At 70.6% G+C, this 14,147-nt stretch carries 13 protein-coding genes; 10 read left to right on the forward strand and 3 right to left on the reverse strand.

Annotated features, from left to right (window positions below; all coding sequences use genetic code 11):
- The first annotated feature begins 93 nt into the window (after positions 1-93).
- On the forward strand, positions 94-1,743 hold the full coding sequence (locus ACFYWX_RS18555; RefSeq protein WP_389425103.1) for a penicillin-binding transpeptidase domain-containing protein: 1,650 nt from the start codon (positions 94-96) through the stop codon (positions 1,741-1,743).
- A 114-nt stretch (positions 1,744-1,857) separates the two neighbouring features.
- Positions 1,858-3,537, forward strand: a complete 1,680-nt coding sequence (locus ACFYWX_RS18560; protein WP_389425104.1) for a penicillin-binding transpeptidase domain-containing protein — start codon at positions 1,858-1,860, stop codon at positions 3,535-3,537.
- 92 nt (positions 3,538-3,629) lie between these two features.
- Here the strand turns inward: ACFYWX_RS18560 and ACFYWX_RS18565 are convergent, their stop codons facing one another.
- A complete protein-coding gene (locus tag ACFYWX_RS18565) occupies positions 3,630-3,986 on the reverse strand; it encodes an SsgA family sporulation/cell division regulator (RefSeq protein ID WP_389425105.1) in 357 nt (118 codons plus the stop codon).
- Positions 3,987-4,174: 188 nt separating this feature from the next.
- Between ACFYWX_RS18565 and ACFYWX_RS18570 the strand changes: the two genes are divergently transcribed.
- The 6 genes from ACFYWX_RS18570 to ACFYWX_RS18595 all read left to right on the forward strand — a co-directional run bounded on the left by ACFYWX_RS18570 (position 4,175) and on the right by ACFYWX_RS18595 (position 9,106).
- Entirely contained in the window at positions 4,175-5,221 is a 1,047-nt protein-coding gene (locus ACFYWX_RS18570; RefSeq protein WP_389425106.1) for an energy-coupling factor ABC transporter permease, read from the forward strand.
- Positions 5,222-5,225: 4 nt separating this feature from the next.
- A complete protein-coding gene (cbiQ, locus tag ACFYWX_RS18575; protein WP_389425107.1) occupies positions 5,226-5,987 on the forward strand; it encodes a cobalt ECF transporter T component CbiQ in 762 nt (253 codons plus the stop codon).
- A complete protein-coding gene (locus ACFYWX_RS18580; protein WP_389425108.1) occupies positions 5,975-6,748 on the forward strand; it encodes an energy-coupling factor ABC transporter ATP-binding protein in 774 nt (257 codons plus the stop codon). The genes cbiQ and ACFYWX_RS18580 overlap by 13 nt, the downstream gene beginning before the upstream one ends.
- 53 nt (positions 6,749-6,801) lie before the next feature.
- Entirely contained in the window at positions 6,802-7,272 is a 471-nt protein-coding gene (locus ACFYWX_RS18585) for a MarR family winged helix-turn-helix transcriptional regulator (RefSeq protein WP_389425109.1), read from the forward strand.
- Positions 7,273-7,406: 134 nt separating this feature from the next.
- Positions 7,407-7,871: an organic hydroperoxide resistance protein gene (locus ACFYWX_RS18590; protein ID WP_389425110.1), complete on the forward strand. Its 465-nt coding sequence runs from the start codon at positions 7,407-7,409 to the stop codon at positions 7,869-7,871.
- 74 nt (positions 7,872-7,945) lie between these two features.
- Positions 7,946-9,106 carry a serine hydrolase domain-containing protein gene (locus tag ACFYWX_RS18595; protein ID WP_389425111.1) on the forward strand — a complete coding sequence of 387 codons (1,161 nt, stop codon included), beginning with the start codon at positions 7,946-7,948 and terminating at the stop codon, positions 9,104-9,106.
- Positions 9,107-9,121: 15 nt separating this feature from the next.
- Here the strand turns inward: ACFYWX_RS18595 and ACFYWX_RS18600 are convergent, their stop codons facing one another.
- Positions 9,122-9,397 carry a DUF1876 domain-containing protein gene (locus tag ACFYWX_RS18600; protein WP_389425112.1) on the reverse strand — a complete coding sequence of 92 codons (276 nt, stop codon included), beginning with the start codon at positions 9,395-9,397 and terminating at the stop codon, positions 9,122-9,124.
- 116 nt (positions 9,398-9,513) lie between these two features.
- Between ACFYWX_RS18600 and ACFYWX_RS18605 the strand changes: the two genes are divergently transcribed.
- Both ACFYWX_RS18605 and ACFYWX_RS18610 read left to right on the forward strand, forming a co-directional pair.
- Entirely contained in the window at positions 9,514-10,809 is a 1,296-nt protein-coding gene (locus ACFYWX_RS18605) for an MFS transporter (RefSeq protein ID WP_389425113.1), read from the forward strand.
- A gap of 161 nt (positions 10,810-10,970) precedes the next feature.
- Positions 10,971-11,657 (forward strand): maleylpyruvate isomerase N-terminal domain-containing protein, encoded by a 687-nt coding sequence (locus ACFYWX_RS18610; RefSeq protein ID WP_389425114.1) that lies wholly within the window; start codon positions 10,971-10,973, stop codon positions 11,655-11,657.
- A gap of 258 nt (positions 11,658-11,915) precedes the next feature.
- Here ACFYWX_RS18610 and ACFYWX_RS18615 read toward each other — a convergent pair whose 3' ends face one another.
- A complete protein-coding gene (locus tag ACFYWX_RS18615) occupies positions 11,916-14,117 on the reverse strand; it encodes an MMPL family transporter (RefSeq protein WP_389425115.1) in 2,202 nt (733 codons plus the stop codon).
- Positions 14,118-14,147: the final 30 nt, after the last annotated feature.

Genomic DNA, 14,147 nt, shown 5'->3' on the forward strand with positions numbered 1-14,147 from the left:
CTGTTCCGCTTACAGTGCGAAGCACGACCAGCTTTCTGAACGCGTTCAGAAAACGCGGGGGAAGCTCAACGGGGAACGGGGAAGGGAACGGGCATGCGCAAGGGGGCCAAGGCCGGCATAGTCGGCGCGGTGTTCACCGTGATGGTGGGCGGGGCCGGGTACGGCGCCTACAACTTCCTGTCCGCGCTGAACGGCGACGGCGGGACGGGCGGCACGAGCACAAACCAGGCAGGCACCGCGACGACGAAGAAGAGCGGTCCGCCGAGCAGTTCGGAAGTGAAGGAGACGACGGCCAAGTTCTTCGCGGCCTGGGAGAAGGGCGACGCGGCGACGGCGGCGGCGTACACCAACAACGCGGAGAAGGCCGAGCCGCTGCTGACCTCGTACGGCGAGACCGCGCACATCACCGGCGTGAAGATCACGCCCGGGACGGCGAGCGGCGACACGGTGCCGTTCACGGTCAAGGCGAAGGTCGCGTACGACGGCAAGTCCAAGCCGCTGGACTACAAGGGCACGCTGACCGTCGTGCGCGGGGTGTCGACCGGGAAGGCGCTGGTCGACTGGCAGCCCTCCCTCGTGTACCCCGGGCTGAAGAACATGGACGACACGCTCGTCACCGGCGAGTCGGCGAGCCCGCCCATCGAGGCCGTGGACCGCAACGGCAAGGTCCTGACGAAGGAGAAGTACCCCTCGCTCGGCCCGATCCTGGACGAGCTGCGCGCCAAGTACGGCGAGAAGGCGGGCGGCACCCCCGGCGTCGAGCTGGCGATCCACCACGCCGACCCGAACACCGCCGACACCTCGCTGCTGACCCTCGCCAAGGGCAAGGCGGGCAAGCTGACGACGACGATCAGCGCGAGCGCGCAGGCGGCGGCCGAGCAGGCGGTGAAGAGGTACGCGCAGTCCTCGGTGGTGGCCGTGAAGCCGAGTACCGGCGAGGTGCTGGCGGTCGCCAACCACCGCACCGACGAATGGAACGCCGCGTTCCTCAGCGAGGTCCCGCCCGGCTCCACGATGAAGATCGTCACCGCGGCCACGCTCATCGACAAGGGGCTCACCACCGCGAGCGGGCCCGCGCCCTGCCCCGACAGCGTGATGTGGGAGGGCCAGACCTTCCACAACCTCAAGAACATGAAGCCCAACGAGAGCGCCACGCTCGCCGACAGCTTCGCCCGCTCCTGCAACACCGCCTTCATCAAGTACGTGAAGTCCCTGCAGACCGAGTCGCTGACCGAGGAGGCCCAGAGCCGCTTCGGGCTCGGCCGGGACAACTGGAAGACCGGCATCCCGTCCTTCGACGGCTCGATCCCGGCGGCCGGCGGCCCGGACAAGGCGGCCAACCTCATCGGCCAGGGCCAGGTCCAGATGAGCCCGCTGAACATGGCCTCGGTGACGGCGACCGCGATGACGGGCACCTTCCGGCAGCCGGTGATCGTGGCGCAGAGCCTCGACGACCGTGAGCTGGCCACCGCGCGGGGCCTGTCCGCAAGTACGGTCCAGCAGCTGCGCGCCATGATGAACCGCACCGCCACCAGCGGCACCGCGGCCGGCGTGATGTCGGGCCTCAGCGGCCGGATCGGCGCGAAGACCGGCTCCGCCGAGATCGGCGGCCAGACCAACTCCGACAGCTGGTTCACCGGTTACCGCGACGACATCGCCGCCGCCGCCATGGCCCAGGACGGCGGTCACGGCAGTGACGCGGCCGGTCCGATTGTCGCAGCCGTGCTACGAACTGGAGGCTGACGTCACCCACGGAGATCGGGACTCTAGTGTGGTTGCCGTCGTTGGGGTGTGTGAGGACAACGAGGGCAAAGGGGCTGTGGGGGCGCCCCGCGATCACGCGGAGGAACGCAAACAGTGGGCAACAGAGGGCGCGCCGCCGAGCGGCGAAAGACGAAGCCCGCCGTCATCGGCGGGATGATCGCCGTGGTCGTCGGCGGCGCCGGAATCGGCGTCTACGCGCTGTACGGGGGCGGGGCGGCGGCCGACGACGGTACGACGGCGTCGGCCTCGGCCGGCAAGAAGTCGCCGTCGGTCAAGACCGGCCCGCTGTCGGCGACCGAGGTGACCACCGCGGCCCGGACGTTCCTCACTGCATGGCAGCAGGGCGAGGTCACCAAGGCGGCGGCCGGCACGGACGACTCCACGGCCGCCGCATCCCTCCTGACCGGCTACACCAAGGACGCCCACCTCAAGAACGTCACCCTCACCGCGGGCACGCGCGCGGGCGACAAGGTGCCGTTCTCCGTGAAGGGCACCGTGGACTTCAAGGGCGTCAGCAAGCCGCTGGCGTACGACAGCGCGCTGACCGTCGTCCGCCGGGCGAAGGACGGCAAGCCGCTGGTCGACTGGCACGCCTCCGTGGTCCACCCCGACCTGCAGGACGGCGACACGCTCGTCACCGGCGAGTCCGGCACCCCGCCCGTCAAGGCGCTCGACCGGGACGGCGGCGAGCTGACCACGAAGAAGTACCCGTCCCTGGAACCTGTCCTGGACGGACTGCGCGAGAAGTACGGCAAGAAGGCCGGCGGGAAGGCGGGCGTCGAGCTGCGGGTGATCCGCGGGAAGGCGTCGATCGCGAAGAAGGCGTCCGACAAGACGCTCCTCGAACTCAGCAAGGGCACGCCGGGCACGGTGAAGACGACGCTGAGCCCGGGCCTCCAGGCCGACGCCGAGCAGCAGGTGGCCAAGAAGGCACGCGCGTCGGTGGTGCTGCTGCGGCCGTCGACGGGCGAGATCCTCGCGGTGGCCAACACCAGCCACGGCTTCAACACCGCCTTCCAGGGCTCCCTCGCGCCCGGCTCCACGATGAAGGTCATCACCTCCTCGCTGCTGATCGACAAGAAGCTCGCCTCGGCGGACAAGGCGCATCCGTGCCCGAAGTACTTCAAGTACGGCGGCTGGAAGTTCCAGAACGACGACAAGTTCGAGATCAAGGGCGGCACGTTCAAGGCGAGCTTCGCCCGCTCCTGCAACACGGCCTTCATCAGCCAGGCGCCCGACCTCGAGAACGACGACCTGACCAAGCAGGCGCAGCAGGTCTTCGGCCTGTCGATGAACAACTGGGCGATCGGCGTCCCGACCTTCGACGGCCGGGTGCCGGTCCAGTCACAGGCCCAGATGGCGGCGTCCCTCATCGGCCAGGGCGGGGTGCGGATGAACCCGCTGAACATGGCGTCCGTGGCCGCGACGGTCAAGGCGGGCACCTTCCACCAGCCGTACCTGGTCGCCCCGTCGGTCGACGACCGCACCCTGGCCACCGCGTCGCGCACCATGTCCGCTTCCACGCTGTCCCAGCTGCGTGAGCTGATGCAGTACACCGCCGCCGCCGGCACCGCCGCCGAGGCGATGTCCGGGCTCGGCCCCGACTACGGCGCCAAGACGGGCTCGGCGGAGGTCGACGGCCAGAAGAAGCCCAACGGCTGGTTCACCGCCTACCGCGGCGACCTCGCCGCCGCCGGCGTCGTCCAGGCGGGCGGCCACGGCGGCGACACGGCGGGCCCGATCGTGGCGGCACTGCTCAAGGCGGGCGGCTGAACACCCACCGGCGCTGAACGCCCGTCAGTGCCGGACGCCCGTCAGTGCCGGACACACGTCAGTGCCGGACACACGTCAGTGCCGGACACACGTCAGTGGGGCACCGGCTTGGCCGCCGCCATGTATGTCCGGCGCAGGAAGCGCAGCAGCGTCTTGGACTCGAACTGCACGACCGAGACGCCCTGGGCGGAGTGGAACTCGACGACGGCCTGGACGCGTCCGCACGGCCACACGCGGACGTCTCCGGCGCCGGTCGGGGCACGCAGGCCCTGTTCGAGCAGGGAGCGCGAGAAGGTCCACTCGTGCGTGTCGGGGAGACGGACCCGGACCGAGCGGGGGTCGGTCTCCGGGTCGTAGCGCAGGATCACGGGGACGGCCTCGTGTTCTTCCTCGACCAGGTCCGCGTCCGTGACGACGTGGGCTCGCGCGTACTGCTCGACTACGGACATCGGACCGGCCCCTTACGCTGCGTGACCTGTGCGAAAGCTGTGCATCCGCTTCCCATCCAATGTCGCATATTTTCCGGGGCGCGCTTCTTGGGACCGACGTATCTCACATGTGCGATATACGCGATACACGCGATACACAAGTGATGCGCTCTTGCGAACCGTTCGCATCAAGCCACTATCATCGAACGGTGCACGTACCTGACGGATTCATCAACGCTCCGACCTCCGCCGTGACCGGAGTCGTCGCCGCCGGCGCCATCGCCGTGAGCCTGCGCGGCGCGCGCCGCGAACTCGACGAGCGGACGGCACCGCTGGCCGGTCTGGTGGCCGCGTTCATCTTCGCGGTACAGATGCTCAACTTCCCCGTGGCGGCCGGAACCAGCGGTCACCTCCTGGGCGGTGCGCTCGCCGCGATACTCGTGGGCCCCTTCACCGGGGTCCTGTGCGTGTCGGTCGTCCTGCTCATGCAGGGCATCCTCTTCGCCGACGGCGGGCTGACCGCGCTCGGCGTGAACATCACCGACATGGCGATCGTGACGACGGTCGTGGCCTACGCCGTCTTCCGCGGCCTGGTGAAGGTGCTGCCGCGCACCCGCCGCTCCGTCACCGCAGCCTCCTTCGTCGCCGCGCTGCTCTCCGTCCCGGCCGCAGCCGTCGCCTTCACGCTCCTGTACGCGGTCGGCGGCACCACGGACGTCGCGATCGGCAAGGTCGCCACCGCGATGATCGGCGTGCACGTGCTGATCGGCCTCGGCGAGGCCGCGATCACCGCACTGACCGTCGGTGCCGTCATCGCCGTACGGCCGGACCTCGTCTACGGCGCTCGTGGCCTCCAGCAGAAGCTGAAGCTCCGGGTGAACGGCGAGCTCGTCGACGCGCCGGCCGCCGAGCCGGTGCCGGTCGCCGCCCGGTCCCACCGCAAGGTGTGGATCACCGGCCTGGTCACGTCCCTCGTCCTCGCCGGGTTCGTCAGCTTCTACGCCTCGGCCAGCCCCGACGGCCTGGAGAAGGTCGCCGCGGACAAGGGCATCGACAAGAGGACCGAGGAGCACGCGTCCTCCGACTCCCCGCTCGCCGACTACGGCGTGAAGGACATCAAGGACGCCCGCCTCTCCGGCGGCCTCGCGGGCGTGATCGGCGTCGGCGTCACCGTCGTCGCGGGCAGCGGCGTGTTCTGGGCGGTGCGCAGGCGCCGTACCGCGGACGCGTCCCCCACGGCCGTCGAGAACGTCTGACGTCATGGGTGCCGGACACGCGCACAAGCTCTACCGGCACGGGCACTCGCCCGTGCACGGTCTGCCGCCGCACACCAAGCTCGCCGCCGTGTTCACCTTCGTGGTGGTCGTGGTGTCCACACCGCGGGAGGCGATGTGGGCGTTCGGCCTGTACGCGGTGCTGCTGGGCGTGGTCGCCCACCTCGCGCGCGTGCCGGCCGGCTTTCTGCTGCGCCGGCTGCTGATCGAGGTGCCGTTCGTCGCGTTCGCCGTGCTCATGCCGTTCGTGGCGGAGGGCGAGCGGGTCGAGGTGCTGGGCATGTCCCTGAGCGTGAACGGCCTGTGGGGCGCCTGGAACGTCCTCGCCAAGGGCACCCTCGGCGTCGCCGCCTCCGTCCTCCTCGCCTCCACCACCGAACTGCGCGAACTCCTCCTGGGTCTGCAGCGGTTGAAGCTGCCGCCGCTGCTCGTGCAGATCGCGTCCTTCATGATCCGCTACGGCGACGTCATCACCGACGAGATGCGCCGCATGCGGATCGCCCGCGAGTCCCGCGGCTTTGAAGCGAAAGGCATACGGCACTGGGGTGTGCTCGCCAAGTCGGCGGGCGCGCTGTTCATCCGCTCCTACGAGCGCGGCGAGCGCGTGCACCTGGCCATGGTCAGCCGCGGGTACGCCGGTTCGATGCCCGTCATCGACGAGGTGACCGCCTCCCGGGCGCAGTGGTCCTACGCCCTCGCCCTCCCGTTCGCCGCCCTCGTCGTCTGTCTGCTGGGATGGACCCTGTGACTGCTTCCCTTTCCCTGGAGGTCTCCGGCCTCGCCTTCGCCTACCCCGACGGCCACCAGGCCCTGTTCGGCGTGGACTTCTCGATCGAGCGCGGCGAGCGCGTCGCGCTGCTCGGGCCGAACGGCGCCGGCAAGACGACCCTCGTGCTGCACCTCAACGGCATCCTGAGCGGCGGCACGGGCACGGTGACGGTCGCCGGGCTGCCCGTGAGCAAGCGGCACATGGCCGAGATCCGGCGCAAGGTCGGCATCGTCTTCCAGGACCCGGACGACCAGCTGTTCATGCCGACGGTCCGCGAGGACGTCGCCTTCGGCCCGGCCGCAGCCGGGATCAGGGGCGCCGAGCTGGAGGAGCGCGTGGAACGTGCGCTTATGCGGGTCGGCATGGCGGAGTTCAAGGAGCGCCCGCCGCACCACCTCTCCTTCGGCCAGCGGCGCCGGGTGGCCGTGGCGACCGTGCTGGCGATGGAGCCGGAGATCCTCGTCCTGGACGAGCCCTCCTCCAACCTCGACCCCGCATCCCGCCGCGAACTCGCCGACATCCTGCGCTCGCTGGACGTGACCGTCCTCATGGTCACCCACGACCTGCCGTACGCGCTGGAGCTGTGCCCCCGCTCGCTGATCCTGAGCGACGGGGTGATCGCGGCGGACGGGAAGACGGCGGAGCTGCTCGGCGACGACGAGCTGATGCGCGCCCACCGGCTGGAGCTCCCGTTCGGCTTCGACCCGCGTTCCGTGTCGGCGGGCACGAATCGTCCGTGACATTCGGCCCATGCCGCGACGGGGTGCACCGGCCGTCCGTGACAATGGGGCGCGTGACGAACGAGGAGACCACCGCGGAGGGCGCCTCGCTGCTCCTCGACGAGCAGCTGTGCTTCGCGCTGTACGCGGCCCAGCGCGCGGTGACGGCCGCGTACCGCCCGCTCCTCGACGAGCTCGGCCTCACCTATCCGCAGTACCTGGTCCTGCTGGTGCTGTGGGACCGGGGCGAGACCACGGTCAAGGAGCTGGCCGAGGCGCTGCGGCTCGACTACGGGACGGTCTCGCCGCTGCTGAAACGGCTGGAGGCGGCCGGGCTGGTACGGCGGGAGCGCTCGGCGCGGGACGAGCGCTCGGTGCTGGTGGCGTGTACGGGGCGCGCGGAGGACCTCAAGGAGCGCGCGACGCGCGTACCCGGCGCGCTTCTCGAGTCGACGGGGCTCGACGTGGCAGCGGTCGGGCGGTTGCGCGAGGAACTGTGGCAGCTCGCGGAGAAGGCGAACGGCGCGGCGGGACGGTCCCGCTGAGACTCGCTGAGGCCGCTGAGACCCCACCTGGAGTTACCCCCGGTTACTACCCCCTGGTAGCCGAACCCCTCCCTACCGGTCGGTACCTTGTGCACGATGTAATTGGGGAGAATGAATTCCGGGGGAGGTCCGCCGTGACAGAAGGCGCTGCCGTCGACTCCGTCGACACCGTCGACACCCGTCCGACGAAGATCATGTACGTCGCCGAAGCCACCGCGCACGGCGGCCGGGACGGCTATGTCACCAGCCAGGACGGCCAGATCGAGCTGAAGGTCGCGATGCCCCCGGCACTCGGCGGCGACGGCAACGGCACCAACCCCGAGCAGCTGTTCGCGGCCGGCTACAGCTCCTGCTTCCACAACGCCCTCGTCCTCGTCGGCCGCCGGGCGGGCTTCGACCTCACCGGCTCCACGGTCGCCGCGAAGGTCGGCATCGGCCCCAACAAGCAGCGCGGCTACGGCCTCGCCGTCGCCCTGAGCGTCTCCCTCCCGGTCCTCGACGCGGACATCGCCGGCAAACTGGTCGACGCGGCCCACGAGGTCTGCCCGTACTCCAACGCGACCCGCGGCAACATCGAGGTCACGATCCTGCTCGGCTAGCGCAACCAGGGAATCGCAGGCTCTTTCCGGGTGTTGCCCGCACAGTCGCAGGCGAGCCGGAGGGAAGTGCGGGCGTGGACGTGAACGGCACAGTGGCCGAGGGCTTCGAGCCGGTCAGGGAGGCGTTCGCGGGCAACTTCGAGACGCTCGGGGAGCGGGGCGCCGCGGTGACCGTCTATCGCGACGGGCACAAGGTCGTCGACCTGTGGGGCGGCACGAAGGACGTCGACGGCACGGCCCCCTGGGAGCAGGGCACCGCCCAGATCGTGCGCTCGGCGACCAAGGGCGTCGCCGCCGCCGTACTCCTGCTGCTGCACCAGCGCGGAGAGCTGGACCTGGACGCCCCGGTCGGCGAGTACTGGCCCGAGTACAAGGCGGCCGGCAAGGAGCGGACCCTCGTACGGCACCTGCTCGCGCACCGCGCGGGCGTGCCCGTGCTGGACCGCCCGCTGACGCCCGCCGAAGCCGCCGACCCGGTGCTCGGCGCGGAGGCCGTCGCGGCGCAGGCACCGGTGTGGGAGCCGGGGACCGAGCACGGGTACCACGCGCAGACGTACAGCTGGCTCACCGGCGAGCTGGTGCGCCGGATCACCGGCCGTCCGATCGGCGAGTGGATCGCGACCGAGATCGCCGGCCCGGCCGGAGCGGACCTCTGGCTCGGACTGCCCGCGGGCGAGGCCGGGCGCGTGGGCCGGGTCGGCAAGGTCGAGGCCCCGGTCCAGGCGGGCGCGCTGCGGACCCGCCCCAAGCGGGCGGTCTCCGAGGCCTACGCCGACCCCGAGTCACTCACCCGCCGCGCCTTCGCCGCGATCACCCCGCTGCCGGACGAGAACGACCCCGCCTACCGGGCGGCCGCCCTGCCCGCCTCCAACGGCATCGCGACCGCGGAGGGCCTGGCCCGCTTCTACGCCTCACTCATCGGCGAAGTGGACGGCGGGGTACGGCTGTTCACCCCGCCGACCATGGAACTGGCGCGCGGCGAGCAGTCGGCGGGCCCCGACCGTGTCCTGGTCATCGGCACCCGCTTCGGCCTCGGATACATGCTCCACGGCAGCGCGTCCCCCCTCCTGTCCGTTGGCTCCTTCGGCCACCCCGGCCGCGGCGGCGCCCTCGGCTTCGCCGACCCGGACTCCGGCATCGCGTTCGGCTACGTGACGAACGGCTTCCGCAAGAGCGTGACGGCGGATCCGAGGGCGCAGGCGTTGGTACGGGCGCTGCGAACCGCGCTCGCGTGACAGACCTCGCGTGACTCAGACGTTGATCGGGTGCGAGGTCCGGCCGGACGCCGCGTCGATCTCCTCGTGCGCTTTGGTCAGCAGCTCCATCGCGAGTTCGTTGAGCGCGCGCGCCCCGGCGATCTCCTCACCGACCCTCGGCTGATTGGAGTCGGTGTGGTGCCGGCTTGCGTGCCCGCGCGCCCTTACCTCGGAGCCATCGGGCAGCCGCACGAGCGCGGCCGCCCGCGTGTGCTCGTCGTCCTCCTGGAACTCCAGCTCGACATGCCATCCCACTGTGGTGTGCATCATGACGATCACCTCCGGAACACCTGCTTCCAGGGTGCTCCTACGGAGGGGCGGGCGCACCCACGGGGCGGTGGGTGTATAGAAGAGAGCGAGAATTGAAGAGGCGCGGAGGTGCGGGCTTGGGGGGCGGGCGGGCTCTGGGACGGCAGTTCAGGTGGCTGTGGACGGCGTACACGGTCAGTACGTTCGGCACGTGGATCGCCTTCGACGCGTTCCCGCTGATCGCGATCACCGCGCTGCACGCCGGTACGGCCCAGGTGTCGCTGCTCGCGGCCGCGGGGCTCGCGGTGGGGGCGGCGGTGGCGGTGCCGCTCGGGCCGTGGGTGGAGTTCCGCCGCAAGCGGCCGGTGATGATCGCGACGGACCTCGTCCGGTGCGCGGCGCTGCTGAGCATCCCGGCGGCCTTCGCGCTCGGCGGACTCTCCTTCGCCCAACTGCTGGTCGTGGCCATCGTCGTCGCCGCGGCCGACATCACCTTCAACGCGGCGAGCGGCGCCTGCCTCAAAGCCCTCGTACCGCCCGAGAACCTGCTCGTCGCCAACTCCCGCTTCGAGTCCACGACCTGGACCGCCACCGTGGTCGGCCCACCGCTCGGCGGGGCCGCGATCGGGCTGTTCGGCCCGGTGACGACGGTACTGGCCGACGCGGTCAGCTACCTGCTGTCGGCGGCGGGCATCCGGGCGATCGGGGGGAACGAGCCTCGCCCGGCGCCTCGCCCGGCGCCGAAGGACGCTCCGCGACTGCGGGTCGGTGACCTGCTGGAAGGCTGGCGGTACATCCTCACCCACCCCTCCCTGCGTCCCCTGTTCCTCAACACCGTGCTGGTCAACGGCCTGATCATGGCGCCCACCCCCCTCCTCGCCGTCCTCATGCTGGGCCCTCTCGGCTTCGCCCCCTGGCAGTACGCCCTCGCCTTCGCGGTGCCCTGCACGGGCGGCCTGATCGGCTCCCGGCTGGCCCGCCCGCTCGTCGCCCGCTTCGGCCGGCCCGCGGTGATGCGCACCACGGGCATCCTGCGCGCCTGCTGGGGCGTCGGGCTGGCGTTCGTCCACTCCGGCACGACGGGGCTGCTGCTCGTGATGGGCGTGGAGTTCGCGCTGATCACGTGCTGTGCCGTGTACAACCCGGTGTACGCGACCTACCGGCTGGAGATGACGCCGACGGACCGCACGGCCCGTACCCTCACCGCCTGGTCGGTCACCAGCAAGGCGACGACCGCGGCGCTGACGGCGCTGTGGGGCCTCCTGGCCACCCTGACCGGCCCCCGCACGGCGATCGCGATGGCGGGCGCCCTGCTGCTGGCGACGCCGCTGCTGCTGCCCCGGCGGGTGGAGGAGGGGGGCCGGGAGGAGCAGGGCGAGCGGGAGGAGCAGGGCAAGCGGGAGGGGCGGGATGAGCAGGCCGGCGCCCGTTGACGTCGGGGGACTCACCCGGGTGGGGGCGGGCGGGCTCACCCGGCCCGCAGCATCAAAGAAGAACACCGCCCCGATGGCCGCACCCACGATGATCGATCTGTCCCTCAGAGCGCGTTGAAGCTCTGCTGCTGCACCAGTTCTGGCCGGGTAACTTGATCGGCATGAACCAGGGGCGGGTAGTTGAAGCGTTTCGTCTTGAGGCTGGGCAGCTCACACAGGCGATGGCCGGGGCCTCAGCGGCCGAGTGGCGTCTGCCGACGCGGTGTGTGCCGTGGACAGTGAGCGAGTTGCTGGCGCATGTCCGTGTGGTGATTGCCTGGCTGCCGGGCATGCTGGCCGAGCCGGCACCGACCCGTGCCGAGGTCTCGGCAGTGGAGTACTACCGCCCCGACGACCGTTTCGCTCCGGATACCAACGCGGCTCGGATCGCTCTGGCCCAGGACCATGCGGCCGAGCAGCTCAGCGGTTCTGCGCTTGCCGAGGACTTCAACGCCACCTGGCAGAAGGTGGATCGACTGTGCCAGGCCGAGCCGGAAGGCCGTGTGGTTCGCACCCGGCACGGCGATCCGATGCTTCTGTCGGAGTTCCTGCTGACGCGGGTGGTTGAGATCGCCGTGCACGGCCTGGACCTGGCCGACGCCCTGGGGCGCAAACCGTGGCTCACTTCCCAAGCCGCAGATTTGGTGCAGGATCTTCTGCTCGGCGGCCCGGATGGCGCTGCGGCGCTGGACAAGCTGGGCTGGGGTCAGCTTCGCTTCTTGCGTAAGGCGACGGGGCGCGAGCCGATCACCAGAGAGGAAGCCTTGGACGTCAGCCGCCTGGGCATCCGCTGGCTCACACTCGGTTGAGAACATCTTGCGCCCCGGCAACCGCACACAGTCCGCGCCCCCCGAGTGGGTGGGTGGAATTGGCGGGGTTGGGCCATGCTCCAGCCCACTGGCCCGCTGGGATCGGCCCGCGCCCTGGCGCGAACCCTCCAACACGGCCCACTCGGGCTGCCTGACGGATGGCTCTGGCCCGAAGAGGCCCGCACGAAAGAAGCCGGTGAAGGCAGCCCCGTCCCCACGGAAGCCCTCACCGGCCGGTCTTTCAGAGGAGCCTGTGCGTCAGGCGCGGACCAGTTCCTTGTCACGGTCCTCGTCATGCACGCGCAGGCCCTCGCCCTCGACGTCCACGTTGGGCAGGACGCGGTCCAGCCACTTCGGCAGCCACCAGGCCTTCTTGCCGAGCAGCGCCAGGACCGCCGGGACGATCGCCATGCGGACGATGAAGGCGTCGAAGAAGACCGCGATCGCGAGGCCGAAGCCGATCATCTTGATCATCGACTCGCCGGAGCCGATGAAGCCGGCGAAGACCGCCATCATGATCACCGCGGCCGCCGTGACGACCCGTGCGCCGTGCTTGAAGCCCGTGACGATCGCCTGGCTGGGCTTCTCGCCGTGGACGTACGCCTCCCGCATCCGGGTCACGAGGAACACCTCGTAGTCCATCGCGAGGCCGAAGACCACGCCGACCATGAAGATCGGCATCATCGACATGATCGGGCCGGTCTCCTCGACGCCCATGAGGCCGGACAGCCAGCCCCACTGGAAGACCGCGACCACGGCGCCGAGGGCCGCCATCACGCTCAGCAGGAAGCCGAGGGCCGCCTTCAGCGGGACGAGGATCGAGCGGAAGACCACGATCAGGAGCAGGAAGGCGAGACCGACCACCAGCACCAGGTACGGGATCAGCGCGTCGTTCAGCTTCTGCGAGAAGTCGATGTTCATCGCCGTCGTGCCGGTGACCAGGACGTCCGCGTCGGTGTCGGCCTTGATGCCCGCACCCGCGTCACGGATGGAGTGGACCAGGTCCTCGGTGGCGACCGACGACGGCTTGGAGTGCGGGATGACCGTGATCGTCGCGGTGTCGCCGGCCTTGTTGGGGGCCGCCGGGGTGACGGTGACGACGTCCTTGAGCCCCTTGATCTCGTCGCCGACCTTGGTGAAGGCCGCCTTCGGGTCCTTGCTGCCCTGCGCGTCGACGACGACCATCAGCGGGCCGTTGAAACCGGAGCCGAAGCCCTCGGAGAGCAGGTCGTAGGCGCGGCGCTGGGTGGTGGAGGTCGGCTGGGAGCCGTCGTCCGGCAGGCCCAGTTCGAGGGAGGCGGCCGGGACGGCGGCGGCGCCGAGGCCGATCACGCCCATCATCAGGACGGCCACCGGACGGCGTACGACGAAGCTCGCCCAGCGCGTGCCCATGTTCGGCCGCGACGGCTTCTTCTCGGCGCGCTTGCCGCCCAGCATCCTGCTCTTCTCGCCCATCGGGCGGACCTTGCGGCCGGCATAGCCGAGCAGGGCGGGGATCATGGTGAGCGCGATGAGGACCGCGATCGCCACGGTGCCGGCGGCCGCGACGCCCATCTTCGTCAGCATCGGGATGTTGACGACCGACAGGCCGACCAGCGCGATGACGACCGTCAGGCCCGCGAAGACCACCGCGGAGCCCGCCGTGCCGACGGCCCGTCCCGCCGCCTCCTCGCGCTCGCGTCCCTCGGCGAGTTCCGCGCGGTAGCGGGAGACGATGAACAACGCGTAGTCGATGCCGACCGCGAGGCCGATCATCATGGCCAGCGTGGAGGTGGTGGAGCCCAGGTCGAGGGTGCTGGCCAGGGCGGTGATCCCCGAGACGCCGATGCCGACGCCGATGAGTGCCGTGAGCAGCGGGAGTCCGGCCGCGACCAGTGAGCCGAAGGTGATGACGAGGACGACCGCGGCAACCGCGATGCCGATGATCTCCGTGGCGCCGGTCTCGGGGGTCGTCTGGAGCGCGTCACCGCCGATCTCCACGGTCAGCCCGGCGTCCCGCGCCTTCTGCGCGGTCTCCTCCAGGGCGTCGCGGGAGGAGTCCTGCAGCTCCATGCCGGAGACCTCGTACTTCACCGACGCGTACGCGACCGTGCCGTCCTTGCTGACGGCGTTGGCCTTGTAGGGGTCGGCGACGGAGACGACCTCGGAGCCGTCGGACAGCTCCTTCACCGTCTCCTTGACGGTCGCCTTGTTCGGGGCGTCGGTCATCTTCTCGCCGTCGGGGGCCTTGAAGACGACGCGTGCGGTGGCGCCGTCGGCGCTCATACCGGGGAAGCGCTGTTCCAGCAGGTCGAAGGCCTTCTGGGCCTCCGTGCCGGGGATGGAGAAGGAGGAGCTGCCGGCGGCGGGGGCGCTCGCCGCGCCGACGCCCGCAAGGGTGAGCAGCGCCACCCATACGAGGGCGACGACATGCCTTCGCCGGAAGGCGAACCGGCCGAGTTTGTAGAGGAACGTGGCCACGAGGGCGTACTCCCGGTCAGGTCGTGGGGT

This window comes from Streptomyces sp. NPDC002888 (assembly GCF_042888465.1).
Taxonomy (GTDB): domain Bacteria; phylum Actinomycetota; class Actinomycetes; order Streptomycetales; family Streptomycetaceae; genus Streptomyces.